Source organism: Moraxella catarrhalis, from assembly GCF_001632285.1.
GTDB classification, from domain to species: domain Bacteria; phylum Pseudomonadota; class Gammaproteobacteria; order Pseudomonadales; family Moraxellaceae; genus Moraxella; species Moraxella catarrhalis.
In genome coordinates this window covers 254,900-275,202 of sequence record NZ_LWAH01000016.1, presented here as the reverse complement: position 1 = coordinate 275,202, position 20,303 = coordinate 254,900, and the positions used below count along the sequence as shown (strand labels likewise).

Below are 20,303 nucleotides of genomic sequence, written 5' to 3'. Positions count from 1 at the left end.
AATAAACCAAAATTTTAACCACTAAAAAGCACCAAAAATAGCTTCTCGGTGCTTTTTATCACAATATTTTTATTGATGTGTTTAAACACTTGAGTGATGATGCCTATTGTGATTGGTAAAATGAGATTATTTTTGGAAGTATTTATGAAAAATCAGTCTGCCACCCATTGGGCATTATCTGTCATGACAATCAGTGTGCTTTTAAGTGCCTGTACTTCTCATGTGACACATGAGCGTGCACCAATCAAAGTTGTGCAGGTTACACCCAATCCTGCACAGGTTGCACCGCCTGCTCAAGTGCCTGCTCAAGCTTTGACCAAAGTACCTACCTCAACCGTTCAGCCTACGACCGCCAAACCTGCATCCGTTGTGGTACAAAAATCGGTCGTCGTACAAAAACCAGCCCCCACCAACACACCCAGCATGACTAGCCAAAGTCATTATGCTACCTTTACTGAGTGGAAACATGATTTTATTCATCGTGCCTTGGCAAAAGGTATTAATGCCAATAGTTTAAATTCATTGATGAGTAATGCCACGCTCAATCAGCGTGTGATAGAGTTGGATCGTAGTCAAGCTGAATTCACCAAAATGCCTTGGGAATATGTCGAATCAGCCGCCTCTTCAAATCGCATCAGCCAAGGCAGATCCAAATTAACTGAAAATTTGAGTATATTAACCTCAGCTGAATCTATCTACGGCACACCAAAAGAGATTACCGCCGCCATTTGGGGTATGGAATCATCATACGGTGCTGGCATGGGTAGCATGGATTTGGTCAGTGCGTTATCAAGCCTAGCGTATGATGGTCGCCGCCGTGAGTTTGCTGAAAACCAGTTACTTGCGATGCTTTTAATGATTGAGCGTGGTGATGTGGCAGCATCTCAGCTAAAAGGCTCATGGGCAGGAGGCATGGGACATACTCAATTTATCCCAACGACATGGATACAAGAGAGTATCGATGGTGATGCCAATGGTCGAAAAAACCCTTGGAATCGCCAAGATGCCTTAACTTCCACTGCAAGTTATTTGGCAAATGCTGGCTGGATTCGTGGCTTACAGCCTTTTTATGAAGTGCGATTACCAACTGGGTTTGACTTTTTACAGCTAAATAGCAAGCGTAGCCTTGATGCGTGGAAGGCATTAGGGCTGGTCAGTGCAAGCGGTGAATATTTTGGTGGCGTACATGAAGCACAATTGTGGCTACCTGCTGGTCAATATGGGCCAGCATTGCTACTCACCAAAAATTTTGAGGTCATTCGTGTTTATAACAATTCCTCAAGCTATGCTTTGGGTGTTTCTTTGCTTGCCAAAAAAATTGCCGGTGGCCATGATCTTGTTCAATCTTGGCCACGTCATGAACAGCCATTATCACGCACCCAAATCATCAATTTACAAAAAAACTTAACTGCACAAGGCTATGACACCCAAGGCATTGACGGTGTCGCTGGTAGTAATACCCGCCAAGCATTTGCGCGCTGGCAAGCTGCTAATGGTCAAATACCAGATGGATTCATCAGCCAGCGTACGGCTGGTCATTTGGTCTGGTAAATTCATTGATGTCATTAACCACCTTTGGTTAAGTGATTGCCCTTGCAAAACCCCATTATCATCCCCATGGTAATGGGGTTTGATTAATTTAACTGTTTAAAGAAGAAGAAAAATCCATTATGCGACTGCCCGAAACGACCAGAGCCGAACGACAAACCAACCAACTTGCTCGTAGAATTCAAGAAAAAGCCCAGCTGACAGGCGTGAATGTCTCAGGAACACAAATCTCCAGTCAAGCATTTGAGATGGTAACCGATTTTGAGCCATCGGGCGATCAGCCAAAAGCCATCGCCGAGCTTGTAAAAGGTGTTGAAGCGGACATGCGTGGTCAACTTTTGTTGGGTGTGACAGGTTCTGGTAAAACCTACACCATGGCAAAGGTGATTGCCGAGTGCGGTCGTCCTGCCATCATCATGGCACATAATAAGACTTTGGCAGCTCAGCTGTATGGTGAATTTAAGGCATTTTTTCCGAATAATGCCGTTGAATATTTTGTCAGTTATTATGATTATTATCAGCCTGAAGCCTATGTACCAGCCAGCGATACTTTTATTGAGAAAGATTCTGCCATTAACGATCATATTGACCAAATGCGACTGTCAGCAACTCGTGCCTTATTAGAGCGACGAGATGCCATCATCGTGGCATCAGTATCGGCAATTTATGGCTTGGGCGATCCTGAAAGCTACCTAAAAATGTTGCTTCATATTGTTGTTGGTGATCGAGTGCATCGTGATGCGGTAATCAAACGACTTGTTGAATTACAATACGAACGCAATGAACTGGATTTTGGGCGAGGGACTTATCGCATTCGTGGCGAAACTTTGGATATTTATCCTGCTGAAAGTGAAAGCTTGGCAGTACGCATACAGATGTTTGATGATGAAATTGAAAAAATTACTTGGTTTGACCCCTTGACGGGTAAAAATATCAAATCAGTACCACGCATTACCATTTATCCAAAATCACATTATGTCACTCCAAAAGATAAGCTAGAAGCTGCCAGTGCCACGATCAAAGAAGAGCTTGCCCAAAGGCTAGAATATTTTTGTGCTAATGATAAATTCATTGAAGCACAACGCATCAAAGAGCGTACACAGTATGATCTTGAGATGATTGGGCAGCTTGGTTATTGTAATGGTATTGAAAACTACTCTCGTCATCTGTCAGGTCGACCAGCAGGTGAAGCACCGCCAACTTTATTTGATTACATTCCCTCAGATGCACTGCTGTTTATTGATGAAAGTCATGTGACTGTGCCTCAGATTGGTGCGATGTATAAAGGCGATAAAAGCCGCAAAGAAACGCTTGTTCAATATGGGTTTCGCTTGCCGAGTGCTATGGATAATCGACCCATGAAATTTGAAGAATGGGAAAAAATTTCCCCAGCGACCATTTTTGTCTCTGCCACGCCTGCTCAATATGAGCTTGAAAAATCCGAACAAGTGGTTGAGCAGGTCGTGCGTCCAACGGGTCTTGTAGATCCGATACTTGAAATCCGCCCTGTATTAACCCAAGTTGATGATATTCTTGGTGAAATTAACCTAAAAAAATCACTCGATGAGCGGGTTTTGATTACCACACTGACCAAACGCATGGCAGAGGATTTGACCAGCTATTTAAAAGAATACGGTATTAAGGTTGCCTATTTACACTCTGATATTGACACAGTTGAGCGAATGAAAATCATTCATGAGCTGCGTACGGGTATTTTTGATGTTTTGGTAGGTATCAATTTGCTGCGTGAAGGATTGGATATGCCTGAGGTTTCTTTGGTGGCAATTTTTGATGCCGACAAAGAAGGATTTTTACGCTCAGAACGGTCGCTGATTCAAACCATTGGGCGTGCTGCTCGCCATGTGAATGGCAAGGCAATTTTATATGCAGATACAATCACGCCAAGCATGCAAAAAGCCATCGATGAAACCGAACGCCGCCGTGCCAAACAAATTGCATTTAATCAAGAACATGGCATCACACCAAAATCAGCCAGTCGTGCCATTACCGATAAGATTGATACCGGTGATGACGAAACTTCTGAAGTGGTGCAGATTGTTTTATCTCAAGCATTGGCAGGCGTGGATGAAAACATCCTACATTCGCCAAAACTACTGGCCAAAGAAATCGCTCGCTTAGAAAAACAAATGCAGGCATTATCTCGTGAGCTAAAATTTGAAGAGGCTGCCAAAGTGCGTGATACAGTCATCGCACTCAAAGAGCTGTTAGTTCAATAAAATTGATCAAATCAATTTATCACAACAATTTATCACAACAATGCCTTTACTGTTTAATGATCAAGTAAAGGCAAATTTTATGTTTAATCAGCTTATGACAATCCAAACAATTCATAGACACCCTTTGCCACCATTCACACCGCCCAATGCGTGTGTGATGATGCTTGGCAGCTTTCCGCCGCCACCTGAGCGTTGGGCAATGCCATTTTATTATCCAAATTATAATAATGATATGTGGCGTATTTTGGGTTTGGTGTTTTTTGATGATGCTAAGCGATTTATTGATAGCACGCATAAAACCTTTGATCAAGATGCTATTGAGCAATTTTTGACTAAGACGGGCATCGCCATCGGCGACACAGCCGAACAGGTGATCCGCCAAAAAGACAACGCTTCTGATCAGTTTTTACAGATTGTCACACCAGCAGATATTGAAAAGACGCTCAAGCAGTTGCCTTGGTGTCATGCATTCATCACCACAGGCAAAAAAGCGACTGAAGTTTTATGTCAGCAATTTACAAGCCAAAAAATACCAAACATTGGCGAGCAAGTACAGCTATTGATTGCCAACCGTCGCATTGATTTATATCGCTTACCATCATCATCACGGGCGTATCCTTTGGCGATTGATAAAAAAGCCGATTTTTATCGAAAGGTTTTTGAGACATTGGGCGTGCTTTAAAAAGTACAACGATTTAAGTGTATTTTTGCTAAAATACCAAGACCTTCGCAATAAGACACCATAATGACTGACACCATCTTGACGATGCCACCAACACCGCCCAAACCCTCTGAACAAATTGCCGCCTTACAATGCACGCTTGAGCAGGCTTATTTGATTGAAGCTTCGGCAGGTACAGGCAAAACTTGGACGCTGACGGGGATTATTCTACGGCTATTAATTGAAAAAAAATATCCGCCTGAGCGTATTATTGCCACAACTTTTACTCGGGCGGCGGCAGCTGAGATGCAAGAGCGTATCAGTGAGCGGCTGCACAGCTTTTATGGCTTGATGCGTTGGTTGCAAGGTATGCTAAGCACTCAGCCTGAATGGTTTAATCAGACTGCACCCATAGAGCAAATTATTACTTCTGCCGATCAGGCTGGGTATGATGCCGCCGATCCAATTAATGAGCATTTACTCAGATTTATCCTATCTCAAAAAGCAACTTTCTTAAACGAAGTGGTTTATCGCACAGGGCTTTTATTAACTTCTTTAGATAAACTATTTGTTGGTACGCTAGATAGCCTTGCTCAAAAATGGCTCAATGAATTTGCCGCCCAAATTGGGCATCAGTCTGGCATGGAGATTTTAAATAATGCCGAACAAAAAGTTGCCGCCATCGTCCATGATGAGATGCGTGCCGAAGAAGTTAGGCTTAAGCACGCCCAGCCTGAATTTTATCAAATCTTTAAAGCATTTTATCCAAATTTTTTCAGCCAAGTGGATGCTGTTGTCAAGATTGTTAATAAAGCGATTAATTTTTATTCTGCACCCATTGACGAGCTTATGCCTATTAATACAGACATAAGCTTGGTCAAAGCGATGATTGATCAAATTATAACAACAGATTTTACAGGATTTACACCATATTTTGACGCCAATTTTCGCAAACAAGTAGCAATGAATCAGAGTTTAGGCTTTGGCAAACTGATTCAATATCTGCCAAATTTGCTGTCTTTAATCCAAAAACACGGCGTGCTATTTGTTCGTTTTGTGGATAATGATGCACTTAAGCTGATTGATGCAATCATAAAAGCAATGGATAAAGATTGGCAAATTTTTAATAAAAGTGCCAACCCAAGCGATATCAATCAATTTTTGGCGTTACCACTTCAGGCTCTCAGCGATATTGCCAATGTTTATTTGACGCTAAGTGAACAAACCAATCTATACCATACGCACATCTGCCGACACATTATCCTAAGTGCAAAAAGTCAGATTGCCCAAAGGCTTGAGACACATGGTCAGACCACATTTACGCTACAAATGGTAAGATTAAATGAGGCACTTCGTAATAGTCCTGCACTGGCACGGCAGATTCGCCATCATTATCCTGTCGCTTTGATTGATGAATCTCAGGATATTAATGGGCTACAAGTTGAGCTAATTGAGCTGGTTTATCTCAATGAGATTGCCAATTATCACAAAAATCTTATCCGCTATGAGCAAATCGGTGGCGAGAAGCCAAAACTGCCACGGGGATTTTTATTGTTAGTTGGAGATCCTAAGCAGGCAATTTATCGCTTTCGTGGTGGCGATGTTACCAATTATAATTTAATTAAGCATTATGGCAACCAAGATTTGCTCATCAAAGCACCATTGATGAATCAATCGCTGTCTTTGACGGTCAATCGCCGTTCAAGCAAAGCACTGATTGAGGCACTCAATGCATGGTTTGACAATAATCATCAAGATGCTGTCGCCAATCATGCCAATTTAGGTCAAGGGATTTTTTATCAGCAGATCCAAGCACATAAAGACGGTGGCGGTATCCATTGGCAATCTGATGCTTATGCCGATTATTATGGTAAATATCCCATAGCGGTGTTGCATTTTGACCATATCGAAGCTGGTCAAAAAGCTGCACAAAGGGCTGAGCAAATTGCTCGGCATATCAATACCATTTTGCAAGGTGATCATACGCTACATGGTCAAAAGATACTGCCAAAGGATATTGCTGTACTTGGACGCACAGCTGATACGCTAGATAGGATAAAAAGTGAACTTGATCAGCTCAATATCCCAGCCATCATTCCCAAAGAGATGAATATCTTTATCACTCAAGCTGCAGATGATCTTTTGGCGTTAATTGGTGCGATACTACAACCAAATCACAGCGAAAACTTGGGTAAATTTTTGGTATCAAGCTTGGTTGGCATGACGCTTAAGCAAGCAATAAATATCATTGAACCAAATGATCAGCAGGCTTTGGATAATGACTTATCAGAAACTCAAAATCTAAAAACTCATCTTTTAGCCTACCTAAAAAAATCATATGAAAAATGGCAAAAATTTGGTGTATCATCAGCACTTGCTTATGCGCTTCACCATTCGCCCATTGATTATGATGATGACAAATCGCCTTGGCTTAAGGCAGCCACTCAAGGCGAGCGTTATTTGGTGGACCTTGAACGGCTGGTGGCTTTGGTCAGTGAGCAATCGCAGCTGCACGAGATGCGTATCATTGCTTGGTATCATAAACAGATGAACGCTGATGTTGATAGCCACAATAAGCGTCCCATTCTACCGAGCGAAAGCGGTGTTAATTTGATGACCATTCATAAATCAAAAGGGCTTGAATTCCCCATCGTGTATGTCATAGGCATGGATGAAAAGCCAAAAAATGAGAATGGGCTGACAATCTACCCTTATACTAATCACAATTTTCAGCGGTGCTTAAGCTTAAGCCAAGGTAATTTGATTGATGAAAATTATTATTATCATATCAATCAGCAGGAGTTGATTGATGAAATCAGACGCTTAGGCTATGTGGCATTGACGCGTGCTTCTGAACAGCTATATATCGTGGGTGGTGATTTATCCAAAAAAACTTCAAAAGAAATGCCTTTGTATCAATGGCTTGACTGTGCAGGTGAAAAAATACTGAGCCTACCAGATCGGCTAAAAGGTTGGGTGGACTGGATAGATCTGACTGAAGCGGATTTATTTAGCCAACCTTATCAAACCAAGCTGCCCAATCTTAGCGCCAAACATTATGCACCTTGGGATATGGTGATGACCAAAACCCAGTTTTTTGGAGAATATAAGACCAGCTTTAGTGCATTAATTACTCGCTTGGATAAGTCTGCCATTTCTCCTGATGAAGCAGATATTGATCAGTTGTCTGTACTGACTGACATGGCCGCATCTGATCAGTTTGATGACATTCGTACCAGCTTTTTTAAGGGCAGTTTGGCTGGTGATTTTTTGCATAAAGTCATGCAATTTTTACCGACAGATCGACTGGCATTGGCATCTTTGCACGATGCTCATCGTATCATCAGCGGGGTGATTTATGAACAAGGCAGAAAACTTGGGATTGCTGAGCGTTATTTACCCACTCGCCCCGCTCAGCAGATTGGTACACGCATCAATTCTAACGAGCATCAAGCCGATGATCATACCAAGTTGGTTGCTTGGATTTATCAGCTTGCATACGCACCTTTTAGAGCATCTCATCGCTCATTAATGTCTCTGCCAATGACTGTACAACTGCGTGAGCTTAGCTTTACACTGGGGCTTGGCGATACCTTTAGTATCACTCGCCTAAATGAGGTGTTTAAAGCACATAGCGACAAAGACTTGGTATTGCTTGACGATGACTATCATACCATGCGTTATCGTTATTTACGAGGTGAGATTGATTTGGTTTATGAGTGCGATAGGCGATTTTTTATCGTTGATTATAAATCAAATTATTTGGGTAGCACGGCTGATGAGTATCATGATCACGCCATGGCTGCAGTGATGGATAAGGTCGGCTATTGGCTACAAGCTGCTATTTATCAAGTGGCATTGCATCGACTTTTAAAGATTCGATTAAAAGACTATGTTGGCAATGAAGCAGCTTATTTGGGTGCTGTTGAATATGTCTTTTTGCGTGGCGTTCAAGAGGGCAATGAGAAGACAGGGCATTTATGTTGGCAGCCGCCATTATCTTTGATTTTAGCACTTGATGATATTTTATAAGTTAAACTTAACGATTAATAGTAGAGATAATATATGGCAGGGGATATTATTAGCCGATATGTGACCGATCGCATTCAAGACAATCATCAATGGTATGCCAAAAAACAGGTTTTGGCTGCTGAATGTACACTAAGATTACCAGACTTTGAGCTATATCATATCGTGCAGGATGCATTATTATTTCAGCTCAATCAAGGGCATACCATACTGCATATCAATGATCATGATGATTTGAATAATCGCCATGGATTAAATGGCATGATACCCATTTGGCAACAAAAAATCATGGATTCATGCCTGACAGTGATAACGCACGCATTGGCAAATGAGGGCATGGACTGGGCAGCATTTTTTGATGCTTATCATCGCTGTGCAGATGATACTATCAAGATAAAACAATTTGTTAATCATGCCTTAAATCATTTTCGTCAGCAAGTATCTTTGCTTGATCACACAGTGATGGAAATTGAGCAATTATCTGCGTTATTTTTGTCCATGCTGCGTATTTACTATGTCTTATACAAAAATGCCAATACTTTGAATCAGTTTGTGAGTCTTTTGCATAACAATACTTTTTTTGGAGATATTTTGGCATCAAACATTCAAAGCATACCAACAAATACGCCACCGATTTATTTTAGTGATCAAGCAGGTGGACTGTATTTATGGACAAGTCGTGCCTACCTTGCTGAATCACAACTGATGACGCATATCTTGCGTATCAGTCAGGCTGATGTGCCGATATTTGCTCTTGATCAGCTACCAAATAGCCTAAATACCGAGCAGCGTGACGCAATCAAGCTGGTCTCAAAACAAGCGTTTTGCCTAATTATGGGAGGTCCTGGGACAGGCAAGACCTTTACAGTTGCCCAAATTGTCATCGCACTCAATCAGCGTGATGAGCATAAAAAGATGCGTTTGGGGCTTGCTGCACCGACAGGTAAGGCAGCTCAGCGTATGAGTGAATCTTTGCTTAAATCCCTAGATAAGGCGAACGATATACAGCTGCCCAAGCCTAAGACCATTCACCGCCTGCTTGGTATTGGGGCAAATGGCAGCCCACGCTATGATGCCAAAAATCAGCTGCCGCTTGATATGCTTATTATCGATGAAGCTTCTATGCTTGGCACGGAGCTGGCAAGTCAGCTATTTGCTGCTATCGCCACGGGTTGCCGTGTGATTTTACTTGGGGATACGCATCAGCTGGCTGCGGTTGATGCTGGTGCGGTGTTGGCTGACTTATGCCGAATTGAACGCCTAAGGCATTTGCGTGTCAATTTGACAGCATCAAAACGCTTTACGGACACATCAGGTGTTGGTCAATTGGCAAAGCTGATTAATGATGATCGTCAAAATATACACTTTGATGAAATACAACAATTAATCAATTGCCATACCAAGATTGATTTTCATCCCATCACCCATGCCCTAATGCACAATGATACCTACCAAAAGCTTAGCCAAGACTATCAGGACTATTTTTTAGCAAGTAAACGGCTTCGCTTTAGTTTTGCAAAATTATCTAGCCAAGATGCAATTGATAGCGTCAAAAAACTATTTAAGATATTAGATACTTACCGTATTCTTTGCGCTTCACATCTTGGTACATTTGGCGATGATCAGATCAATGATTATTTAAGCTTAGCTCATCGAGCAGTTCAAAAAATCCCACCATCAGTATCGCCTTGGTTTCATGGTCGTGTGGTGATGATTACCAAAAATTTATATGATTTGGGCTTATTTAATGGAGATATCGGCATTTGCTTATGGGGTTCATCAGGTCTTAGCGTGTACTTTGAAGGCGAGACTTTGCGTATGGTGGCGGTTGATATGTTAAGTGATACCGTTGTGAGTACGGCTTATGCCATCACAGTGCATAAATCCCAAGGTTCAGAGTGGCAAAAAGTCGCCATTATCTTTGATGGCAATAGCGAACGCCTGCTGTCAAAGGAGCTTATTTATACCGCTGTTACTCGAGCAAAGTCAGCGGTACATATCTACAGCACGCATGACGCACTCATCAATGCCATCAATACGCCGACAGTTCGACAAACTGGGCTGGATAAAGTGAGTGATGGTCAGCAATCATAATCACTTGATCTTGCCATGTTTAAAAATACAAATTTTATTCCAAATATGCCATAAATTATAAAATTATGTCATAATACAAAGTTTTAAAGTGATATTTCAAAATACAAGTATATGACACAATGATGACAGATAATAAGCTACAAAAATCCCTTAAAAATCAACATATTTTATCACAGCCCCTATCTATTGGGGGTTTAAAAATTGAGAATAGAATTTGGGTAGCACCGATGGCAGGGGTGACAGATAACCCTTTTCGAAGGCTCTGTAAATCCTTTGGTGCAGGTCATGCCGTCAGTGAGATGATTATTGCTGATACAGCATTATATGCACGCAAAAAATCGTTATATCGAGCCAATTTTGATGGCGAAATTGCACCCATTTCTGCACAAATTGCAGGGGCTGAGCCTGATAAATTGGCACAAGCCGCCCAATTTCAAGTTGCCAATGGTGCTCAGATTGTCGATATTAATATGGGCTGTCCTGCCAAAAAAGTCTGCCGTAAGCTCGCAGGCTCGGCATTGCTTCAGGATGAAGATTTGGTTAGGCGGCTGCTTGACAGTGCGGTTTTGGCCGTTGATGTGCCAGTCACTTTAAAAACTCGTTTGGGATTTGCCAATGGGCAAGAAAATATTTTAAAAATTGCACAAATTGCTGAACAAGCAGGCGTGGCTGCCATTACCATTCATGGGCGTACACGAGAGGATTTTTATACAGGTCAGGCACGCTATGAGCTGATTACCCAAGTAAAAAAGGCTGCCAAAATCCCTATCATTGTCAATGGCGATATCGATAGCCCACAAAAAGCTTTGGATATCCAAGCCAAAACAGGGGCAGATGCTGTTATGATTGGTCGAGCTGCTCAAGGTAAACCTTGGCTGTTTCAGCAAATTGCCCATTTTGCCAATACTGGCGAACTCTTAGCGTCGCCTACGGTCGGTGAGATTCATGAAGTGGTCTTGAGGCATCTAGATGAGCTGTATCGCTTTTATGGAGAATATTCAGGATGTCGCATTGCCCGTAAGCACATCGCATGGTATACAGGCGGTCTGCCCAACTCTAACGCTTTTCGTGACGCCATGTATGCGTGCGAGACTACCAAAGAGCAGTTTGAGGTCGTGGATAAATTTTTTAAGACAATTTCTTAACAATTTCTTAAGTGTTTTTGTGTGTACTGATATCTTTGATGACTGCACTAACTGTCCCATCTTTAAAGGTTATCTTAACTGACTGATTTTGTTGGAGTGTTTTGGTGCTATGAATACTTTCATTGGTCTGAGCATTATGAATGAGTGTATAGCCTTTTTTTAGCATTCGGCTTGGATGCTGAATTAAAATCAAACTTTGTAAATGGCGACAGTCTTTTTTTAGTTTAGATAAATAATCAAATAGAATATTATGCTGATCAAGGTGGATTTTTGTGGTATGTTTGGCTTGCGATATAATCGCCAAACTTGATTTTTGGGTCTGAGCAAGTAGGGCGGTTAGAGCCGATTTTTCTTGGTGATGGCGGAATTTTGCGGTACTTTTTATGTGGCTTAGTTGATATAAATCGTCTTTTTTTGCCATATTGACGGCGTGCAAACTGCTTCTTTGGATTTTCTCAATTTGTCTTTGGCTATTTGCTTGGGCCATTGTTAGATGAGTATTGGTCATTTTAGTCAAACGCTCCATTGTAGCGACCGCTTGACGCGTCATTTTGACCAAATGCGACTCGATACCAAGGATAGCTTTTGATGGGGTATCAAAACTGCTATGTGCTACCTCATCAAGAATTACCGAGTCACGCTCATGCCCAATACCAACCCAAACAGGAATCGGACATTCTGCCACCAAAGCCGCTAATTCAAAATCATTCAAATAAGCCAAATCGCCAACCGCACCCCCACCACGAATAATGACCAACAAATCTGGCAAAGTATCATAGGTATTTTTAAAATTATTCATACCCTCAGAAATTGCAAGGCGTATCTCATTGGGCGCATGATTGCCTTGAAAAGTGGCATAATGATAGTGAAATTGGCAAGCACCTGCCAAGGCGAGCCGATCGGCTTCGGCGCGAAAGTCGCCTAAACCTGCCGCCTTTTCAGGGGCGATTACGATGACATGGCGAATATCAAATGGTATGGCGTGTTTTTTATTTAAATGAAGCAGGCCTTCTTCGCTCAACCGTTTTTTCATCTGTGTATATGCAGCAGCGATCTCGCCGAGCGTATAATTTGGGTCAATATCGCTAATGTTTAGGCTAAAACCATAATTGGCATGAAAACTCGCCGAGCATTTTACCAAGACCAAAATACCTGCTTGTAGGCTTTGACCTGTCATTTTGGTAAATTTACTCATCACTGTCTTGGCACGAAATCGCCATAAAGTTGCACGGCAGCTTGCGGTAATTTGATCAACATCATCAGTCTCAGCCAATTCAAAATAATAATGACCGCCTTTAGTGTTCATGGCACGGATTTCAGCACGCACCCAAACCTCATGATCAAAACTGTCATCAATCACCATTTTGACTGCTGTCAAATAATCCGATAAAGACAAATGAGCATCTGCCAAATTATTAAAATTCTCATCAAAAACTGCTTCTTTGGCAAGCTTCGCTTCAAAACTTTCGGCAATTTGACGATGTTTATTTAATAGCGTTTCAGGGTCATCAAGGGTGCTGCCCAGTGCTTCAACATGCTTTATAGTGGTGTTTTTTGGCATAATTTTGGCATAATTTTGGTGAGATACTATTGTAGCAAAGCCAAGCAAAATTGGCAATTTTGGGTCAATCAGGCGTTTTTATACACTTAATCTAAATTAAAATCACCCAAATGAATTTGAGCGATCATAGGCCAAAAGAGTTATTTGGTTGTTGTGGTTTTTCTGGGTAATTAAGTGCTGACAGTCAAGTCTGTGCGTTCATCCATCTCATACAATGCACCTGCACGACCAACGATTAAAGGATCGATATTACCAATTTGAGCGATGTCTTTATTTTCGTAGGTTAATTTATTGAGTACATAACGCATGGCGTTTAAGCGTGCGCGTTTTTTACAGTCAGATTTAATCACAATCCAAGGCACTTCTGCCGTGTCAGTATTAAAGAACATAGCTTCTTTGGCAAGTGTATAATCGTCCCATTTATTGAGCGAGGCTTTATCCACTGGCGATAGTTTCCACTGTTTTAACGGGTCATTTTCACGGCTGGCAAAACGCACACGCTGTTCTTCACGACTGACCGAAAACCAAAATTTCACCAAATGAATGCCAGATTCTACCAAATGCTTTTCAAATTCAGGCACTTGATGCATAAAAATACGGTATTCTTCATCCGTACAAAAGCCCATAACTCGTTCTACAACCGCACGATTGTACCAAGAGCGGTCAAATAAAACGATTTCACCAGCGGTTGGCAGATGCTGCACATAGCGTTGAAAATACCACTGGCCACGCTCTTGTTCGGTTGGCTTTTCTAGAGCGACCACACGAGCACCACGGGGATTTAAATGCTCCATAAATCGCTTAATGGTGCCACCTTTGCCTGCAGCATCACGCCCTTCAAAGATAATGACAAGTTTTTGACCAGTGGTTTTGATATGATGTTGGAGTTTTAACAGTTCAATTTGTAGCTTGTATTTTTGGGCTTCGTAATTTTTACGACTTAAGCGATATTTGTAGGGATAACCGCCTTCACGCCAATTATCCGAAAGCTGAGTATCTCGTGATTTATCGGTACGAACTTGGCTGATGACATGAGTTGTGGGAAGGTATTCTTTGAGCGCTTCACCAAATTCTGCCAACTCCTCAGGGGTGGCATGCTCAAGTAACTCTTCTAATTGACCCACCGTTTGTGTCATAATCGCTTCCGCTTTTGATGGCTTTGGCTTGGTTTCTGTAGCGGTCGATACTTTGGTACGAGTCGATGTTGTTTTTTTGGGAACGGTTGTGGCAGTCGTTGAGCTTGTTGTCGCTGTCTTAGGTTTTGGGGTAGTTGTCATAAGAATTCCTTAGATAAACAAATAAAAACAACAAAAAACCTTGCTATTAGTATGTTATCATGTTAATGATATGTTATCAACTGTTAAGCAATTTGTAATATCGGCTGACCATACCGCCATAATTTATCATAACATATGACAAAATATGACTAAGCGTGCTTTGGTTTTTATCATCTAAACCATCAAATCATTATTTAACGAAAAAAATTGATAAAAAGTATTGACAGCGATAAAAATATCAGTATAATACGCACTCATAGCCAGTTAGGCTAACCATACATGCCAGTGTGGTGAAATTGGTAGACACGACGGATTCAAAATCCGTTGCCCTTAAAAGCGTGTCGGTTCGAGTCCGACCACTGGTACCAATAAAATAAAAGACCTACAGCAAAAGTTGTAGGTCTTTTAATAGCTAAAAATAATAATAACCACATACTAACCACCGTTAAAACTTTGTTTAATTTCTTCCTCCTAAAATGGTATATCATCTAAAGGCTGTACTTTGCAGGCGCAAAGCTGTAAATTGTACCCACTTCGCCAAATTTTCGACCAGTGACTTTAAAATACTTACTATCTCATTTGACTTCAATTTTTGTTGGGCGGTTGAGCTTACTGGCGTGTAATAAATGCAGTGCGTCATCCTTGACCACGAATATATAAATCATCAACAATTGATCCAAATCCTATGACTGACAAGATGCGTGAAGCGTATGAAGCAATCAAAGCAGAGCAAGCACTCCAAAGGCAAAGTGAAGCCTTAATGTGTATGTTTGATCGGCTTGAAAAGGCGTGAGAGTTAAGGTATGATGAGGGTAGTTTTTGATGATGAGACTTGTTATGTTTGGCATTAAACTGTTACATTCTGATGATTTTATAAAATCGGCGTCATCGTTTGGTTGTTTTCTTGCCATCATGGACAAACAAACCAACAAAAACCATGTGTACAATCTTAGCACTCAGGTACAAAGATTTGAGCTCATTGACATCGATCAGGTGGCAAATTTGGCAAATTCGGTTCAAAATGGTGCCATCAGTGCCACTGTTGGCACGCTGCTTGTTAGGGCGGGCGTTTTGCCTGCACTGGTTGCCCTGTCTATTGGTGCTGGGCTACCCAATCGTACCAAAGACGCTTATGTTTGTCATATTGAGTTTGACGATAGCAAATCTGCCATTTTACAATTAAGCAAGCACAAATATCAGCAGTTTTTAAAACACATCGCTTAACGACCCAATCACGACCAAAACCCACCCAATGCGGTGGTTTTTTTTACTTAAAGGATGACAACATGGCACTGGCAATTAACATTGTGCTTGGAGCAAATACGGTTCATTTTAGCCGTAACATCCAAAAAGCCACCCAAAACGCCAAAAAATACTTACAAGGCTTTGCCTTACTTGCCTACATGCAAGCGGCGGATAAAGACAAATCGGTGCAGGATTTTCTCATCATTGACCCAAACCCCATGACGGACGAACAAAAAAAGCCTTTACTAAGCGCTTTGTAAATGAGATTAAGCAGTCTCTAAGTCGTGGGCGAACAGACGCTTAGGAAATTTTTACCAAAAGCAGTAAGTTTAATAATGCCTTTTTGTATCTCAATTTTGGACTCTAATTCTTTGTTTATCAGCTCTATTTGTTCAGTTCGTTCATCTTTGTTTAGAACCTTGCCATCGAGTTCAACTGGTCTAGTGAGATCTTGAAGCTTGGATATATCCAGTCTTCGAAGTTTAAGCTCTTTGCCCAGTGCTGAAACTTTTTCTTGATATAAGGCTGAGTGATAAAAGGGATCATAGACTGGTTCATGTGTCAAGTGTTCGGTATATGTCACATCTATTAGCTTAAGGCGTGCAAGGTTATCAATAGATGGTGTAATCAAGTTGGGATCTAGTACTTGGCGATTGCCTAAAAATACATGTTGGTGAAGCATATGAAAGCCATAACTTGCTTCTTTGACAATATTCACAATTGGTGCATCACCGCTTTGACTTAGATATTCTAGATTTTTGGCATCCAATGGGCTAAGTGATTTGATAATCTCTACAAACGCATGATGCACCTGACCATCTTTTCTCTCATCCATGGCTGACACAATCAAATTGGCAAACATTTCGCGAATGTTCTCTTCGTTCATATGAAATCGGCTGGCTTCCAACGCTGGGCCGATAATTGCCACATTGGGGTCTTTGAGTGCATTTGCTGGTATTTTTTCAATACCGGTCTGAATGTTGTTCTGCATGGCTTGTATATTCATTGCTTGTTGAGCCTTAATGCTTTCAACTTTATAATGCCACTTGTGACCATATACCACAAACCAAATATCTTGAAAGGTTTGCAAAGGCCCATTTAGCAAACCAACTGATGCAGCGCCACTCACAGCACCTGTGATAGCTGGTATTAAATGAAAGGTTTCTGCTGTCACGGTTATTACTCCTAAATTTTCTTCAATATGCGTTTGGCGATCTTAAATTCATCACCACCGCTCAAGACGGCTGACACTCCACACCCACCCAATCACTTCAAACTCACCATCGCTGATCTGCTGCTTGGTGGCGACCTGCTCAGGAAATTCAGCGGCATTATCGCTGACGATACGCACGCCACCATCAGGCAGTCGGTACAGACGCTTACATAAGCACAGCTCCCCAAAGCGAATTGCAAAAATCCGCCCATCCTTGACTTCTTTTCGTCTTTTATCGATATAGATGGTGTCGCCATCTTGCACATAGGGCGTCATGCTGTCATCGCACGCAGTGACTGCAAAGGCATTGATGGGCATCACACCCAGATTGCTCAAGGTGCGTCTGCCCATGCGCAGCTTACGACCCTCAAGCGGTGCATCACCATTGACTGCACCATGCCCACAAGCAAAGGCAATGTCTTTATAAAAAGGGATCTCAGCTTCATCATCATCCAGTGGGGTGCTATCGTCCCATTCAATGATAGGGGTGAGTTTATCATTATTTTTTGTCATCTCACCTTCGCCGTAATCAAGCCAAGTTATAGGTACACCAAGACATTGCGTAAGCAGTTTCATTTTGTCGTTTCTTGGCTTGGCTTGACCTTTGGAATAACGGCGTATCATTTTAGGAAATTGATCAGCCTTGGCTCGCTCACTTGGCATCACGCCTTGGGCATTGAGTAAATGGGATAAAAACAATCCGCCAAGGGGTAGATGCTTAGCTATTGAGCAAGCGACAGGCGGTAAGGTAAAAGCGGAAGGCTTGCGTCCTGATATTAATTGGGAATATGTCAGAGAACAACAAAAAACCCCTAGTTATCGCTAGGGGCGGTGTCCATTTTCGGATTAACTTAAGGAAAGTTAAATGAACGAATTTATTATACCAAACTCTAATTCTGTGAGCAATGATTTTAATTATTCAAGAACAGATTTAGACGCCCAAGAGCAACAAATCGCTGAATTTATCAAAAAAGGTGGCAAAGTCATCAATCTTGACAATTCCGAACAGCCAAAGAAAAAATCAGCAAAAAAGCGTGATTTTAACAACCAAAGGATAAATAGCAAAATGCACCTTGTTTTGTGTTATCTAAAAAGGTCAGGTAAGCGTATGACTGGCTTACAAATTCAAGAAAAACGGCATATCGGCAACAACTTTAGGTAGTCAAACAAGGCTACTGAACGCACAAGCAAGCAAACAGTACAATCAAAACAGCAACCCAAGCAGAAAATGAAACATCAGCACAGCACAGCCAAGCGTCTTTGTGTGTGGCGAACCTTAACGAAGGCTTTTTAACCCTACTTAGATGGTGCAATGTTTATATGGGCATTGATGATGAGCCTAAATTTATCATTCGTCAGCAGTTTAACCAACTTGCGGTAGATGTGGGTGTGCTGACGGGGCTTGCACAGTTGGTTGATGGTGGTAAGTTGCCAAGAACCGTGATTTATGACAAAGCCCGTGAGTTTAATCTGATTAATGCCGAGCTAACCGATGATGATATTGATGGGTTATTAGATGGATAAACAGTTATTGCTTGCCGTGATGATTGAGCGGTTCAAGGCATTTTTGGTTAAGTTATTCCCAGATGACGAGCTTAACCAAATCATTGATGATATTGACGTTAGCGAATACAAGCACATCAAATCAAGCCGTAAGCGGTTTTGGCAAGTGTTTACAGGCTATGGCGTGGTGCTTAAAAATGAATGGCGTGGATTTTTTGGGCTAAGAATTGAGCATGAGCGAAAACTTGCTAAGGTTGCCAAGCCCAAAAATGACAAGCTAGACAAGGCGATCAAGCACGCCTTTGAAAAGCCGTTGAATGTTACTAAGGGCTTAAGCCTTGATGAATTGCTTGCCAAGTTTGCCGATGATGAAGCTGACCGTCTAACCGCCGTGATACGCCTTGCCCATTATGAGGGGTGGACAAACGACCAATTGGTAAAGGCAATCCGTGGCACGAAAAAGGGCGGTTTTAAAGATGGTATTTTAACCGCCACCAAACGCCAAGCCCAAACCATTGCACGCACAGGAACGGCGATTATCTCAAGCGAAGCCCAAAAAGAGTTTGTGGTGCAGTATAGTGATATTATCCAAGGGGTGCAGGTACTAGCCACGCTTGATACACGCACAAGCCCCATTTGTAGGTATTTAGACCATACGATAATGCCGATTGATAAGGCTAAATATCCCCCTTATCATCATAATTGCCGTAGTACAACCATCCTTGTGTATAAGGGAATGACAGCACCTACTAAGCGTGCCAGTGAAAACGGTGTAACAGATAATGTTAGCTATTATGAATGGCTAAAAAAGCAAGCTTTGGAAACGCAAGAGATGGCGCTTGGTAAAGCGAGAGCGAAACTGTTTGGCGAGATAGGAATTGAGCGGTTTAAGGCATTACAGCTTGATAAAAACTTTGAGCCGTTGACACTTGATGAAATGAGACAGCTTGAACCTAAGATATTTGAAAAAGTTTTTTAGCCCCCTTGTGGGTTTGTTGCCCGATGTTGGAAAACTAGGGTGTAACGTCTGGAAAGACGATTTTTGGAGTTTGTTATGAAATTAAAACTTGATGAAAACGGTAATGTGGTTGTGCAAGATGGTAAGCCTGTTTATATGTATGACGATGGGCAAGAGATTGCTTTTGACGCCATGCAAAACATGGCGAAAATCTCACAACTCAATGCAGAAGCCAAACAGCACCGAGAAGCCAAAGAAAAAGCGGAAACCTTACTTAAGGCTTTTGATGGTCTAAATGCTGACGATGCTAAAAAAGCCCTTGAAACGGTTAAAAACCTTGATGATAAGCGATTGATTGACGCAGGCGAAGTTGAGAAAGTCAAAGCGGAAGCGAAAAAGGCTTTTGATGAACAGCTTGCCGAGAAAGACGCACAAATCAATAAGATTAAACAAGAATATAACAATGCCGTGATTGGTGGTGCATTTGCCCGCTCAAGTTTTATCAAAGACAAAACGCTGTTGCCGTCTGACATTGTCCAAAGTTCATTTGGCAGTCATTTCACGATGGAAAACGGCAAGATTGTGGCTAATTTGGGGGGAAACCCGATTTACTCACGCAAGAACCCAGGCGAGCTTGCAGATTTTGACGAAGCACTAGAAACCATCATCAGCCAATACCCACACAAAGACAGCATTTTGCGTGGTAGTGGTGCAAGTGGTGCAGGTGCGACACAAGCAGGCGTGGGCAAAAATACACCCAAATCCTTAGCCGATTGCAAAACCGATGAGGAGCGTGTTGCATGGCTAAATGAACAAAACAACGGAGAATAAA

The 20,303-nt window shown here is 41.8% G+C and carries 17 protein-coding genes and 1 tRNA gene; 14 read left to right on the top strand and 4 right to left on the bottom strand.

All coding sequences use genetic code 11. From position 1 onward, the window contains the following. Positions 1-144: 144 nt before the first annotated feature. From A4U55_RS07660 to dusB, 6 genes are all read left to right on the top strand, one after another. Entirely contained in the window at positions 145-1,551 is a 1,407-nt protein-coding gene (locus A4U55_RS07660; RefSeq protein WP_063454255.1) for a lytic murein transglycosylase, read from the top strand. A gap of 245 nt (positions 1,552-1,796) precedes the next feature. Continuing rightward, positions 1,797-3,785, top strand: a complete 1,989-nt coding sequence (gene uvrB, locus A4U55_RS07655) for an excinuclease ABC subunit UvrB (protein WP_197711697.1) — start codon at positions 1,797-1,799, stop codon at positions 3,783-3,785. Positions 3,786-3,864: 79 nt separating this feature from the next. Continuing rightward, complete coding sequence (locus tag A4U55_RS07650; RefSeq protein ID WP_080534136.1) at positions 3,865-4,467, top strand: uracil-DNA glycosylase family protein; 603 nt, start codon at positions 3,865-3,867, stop codon at positions 4,465-4,467. A gap of 63 nt (positions 4,468-4,530) precedes the next feature. Beyond that, positions 4,531-8,478 (top strand): UvrD-helicase domain-containing protein, encoded by a 3,948-nt coding sequence (locus A4U55_RS07645; protein WP_063454204.1) that lies wholly within the window; start codon positions 4,531-4,533, stop codon positions 8,476-8,478. Positions 8,479-8,511: 33 nt separating this feature from the next. After that, positions 8,512-10,569, top strand: coding sequence for an exodeoxyribonuclease V subunit alpha (recD, locus tag A4U55_RS07640; RefSeq protein ID WP_063454203.1), 2,058 nt, complete (start codon positions 8,512-8,514; stop codon positions 10,567-10,569). Positions 10,570-10,688: 119 nt separating this feature from the next. Further along, positions 10,689-11,714, top strand: a complete 1,026-nt coding sequence (gene dusB / locus A4U55_RS07635; RefSeq protein ID WP_003664267.1) for a tRNA dihydrouridine synthase DusB — start codon at positions 10,689-10,691, stop codon at positions 11,712-11,714. 7 nt (positions 11,715-11,721) lie between these two features. Here the strand turns inward: dusB and xseA are convergent, their stop codons facing one another. Then, positions 11,722-13,332: an exodeoxyribonuclease VII large subunit gene (gene xseA / locus A4U55_RS07630; protein ID WP_063454202.1), complete on the bottom strand. Its 1,611-nt coding sequence runs from the start codon at positions 13,330-13,332 to the stop codon at positions 11,722-11,724. 113 nt (positions 13,333-13,445) lie between these two features. Then, a complete protein-coding gene (gene ppk2, locus A4U55_RS07625) occupies positions 13,446-14,552 on the bottom strand; it encodes a polyphosphate kinase 2 (RefSeq protein WP_003659777.1) in 1,107 nt (368 codons plus the stop codon). Positions 14,553-14,833: 281 nt separating this feature from the next. Between ppk2 and A4U55_RS07620 the strand changes: the two genes are divergently transcribed. The 3 genes from A4U55_RS07620 to A4U55_RS07610 all read left to right on the top strand — a co-directional run bounded on the left by A4U55_RS07620 (position 14,834) and on the right by A4U55_RS07610 (position 16,057). Further along, a tRNA-Leu gene (locus A4U55_RS07620) sits at positions 14,834-14,920 on the top strand. A 454-nt stretch (positions 14,921-15,374) separates the two neighbouring features. Continuing rightward, positions 15,375-15,776 (top strand): hypothetical protein, encoded by a 402-nt coding sequence (locus A4U55_RS07615; RefSeq protein WP_227513445.1) that lies wholly within the window; start codon positions 15,375-15,377, stop codon positions 15,774-15,776. Between the two features lie 62 nt (positions 15,777-15,838). After that, positions 15,839-16,057, top strand: coding sequence for a hypothetical protein (locus A4U55_RS07610; protein ID WP_003665900.1), 219 nt, complete (start codon positions 15,839-15,841; stop codon positions 16,055-16,057). 17 nt (positions 16,058-16,074) lie between these two features. On the opposite strand, the gene A4U55_RS07605 is transcribed toward A4U55_RS07610, so the two are convergent. Both A4U55_RS07605 and A4U55_RS07600 read right to left on the bottom strand, forming a co-directional pair. Next, positions 16,075-16,971: a DUF4393 domain-containing protein gene (locus A4U55_RS07605; protein WP_063454201.1), complete on the bottom strand. Its 897-nt coding sequence runs from the start codon at positions 16,969-16,971 to the stop codon at positions 16,075-16,077. A 51-nt stretch (positions 16,972-17,022) separates the two neighbouring features. Beyond that, positions 17,023-17,673, bottom strand: a complete 651-nt coding sequence (locus A4U55_RS07600) for a S24 family peptidase (protein ID WP_063454200.1) — start codon at positions 17,671-17,673, stop codon at positions 17,023-17,025. Between A4U55_RS07600 and A4U55_RS08880 the strand changes: the two genes are divergently transcribed. The 5 genes from A4U55_RS08880 (at position 17,654) to A4U55_RS07580 (ending at position 20,302) form a co-directional block, all read left to right on the top strand. Then, positions 17,654-17,836, top strand: a complete 183-nt coding sequence (locus A4U55_RS08880) for a transcriptional regulator (RefSeq protein WP_080534137.1) — start codon at positions 17,654-17,656, stop codon at positions 17,834-17,836. The two genes, A4U55_RS07600 and A4U55_RS08880, sit on opposite strands and share 20 nt — an antisense overlap. Before the next feature lie 39 nt (positions 17,837-17,875). Beyond that, complete coding sequence (locus tag A4U55_RS07595; protein WP_003669671.1) at positions 17,876-18,172, top strand: hypothetical protein; 297 nt, start codon at positions 17,876-17,878, stop codon at positions 18,170-18,172. Between the two features lie 104 nt (positions 18,173-18,276). Continuing rightward, on the top strand, positions 18,277-18,534 hold the full coding sequence (locus tag A4U55_RS07590) for a hypothetical protein (protein ID WP_125903619.1): 258 nt from the start codon (positions 18,277-18,279) through the stop codon (positions 18,532-18,534). Then, positions 18,527-19,492 carry a minor capsid protein gene (locus tag A4U55_RS07585; RefSeq protein WP_063454198.1) on the top strand — a complete coding sequence of 322 codons (966 nt, stop codon included), beginning with the start codon at positions 18,527-18,529 and terminating at the stop codon, positions 19,490-19,492. Before A4U55_RS07590 ends, A4U55_RS07585 begins: the two co-directional genes overlap by 8 nt. Positions 19,493-19,567: 75 nt before the next feature. Beyond that, positions 19,568-20,302 (top strand): DUF6651 domain-containing protein, encoded by a 735-nt coding sequence (locus A4U55_RS07580; protein ID WP_063454197.1) that lies wholly within the window; start codon positions 19,568-19,570, stop codon positions 20,300-20,302. Position 20,303 lies beyond the last annotated feature (1 nt).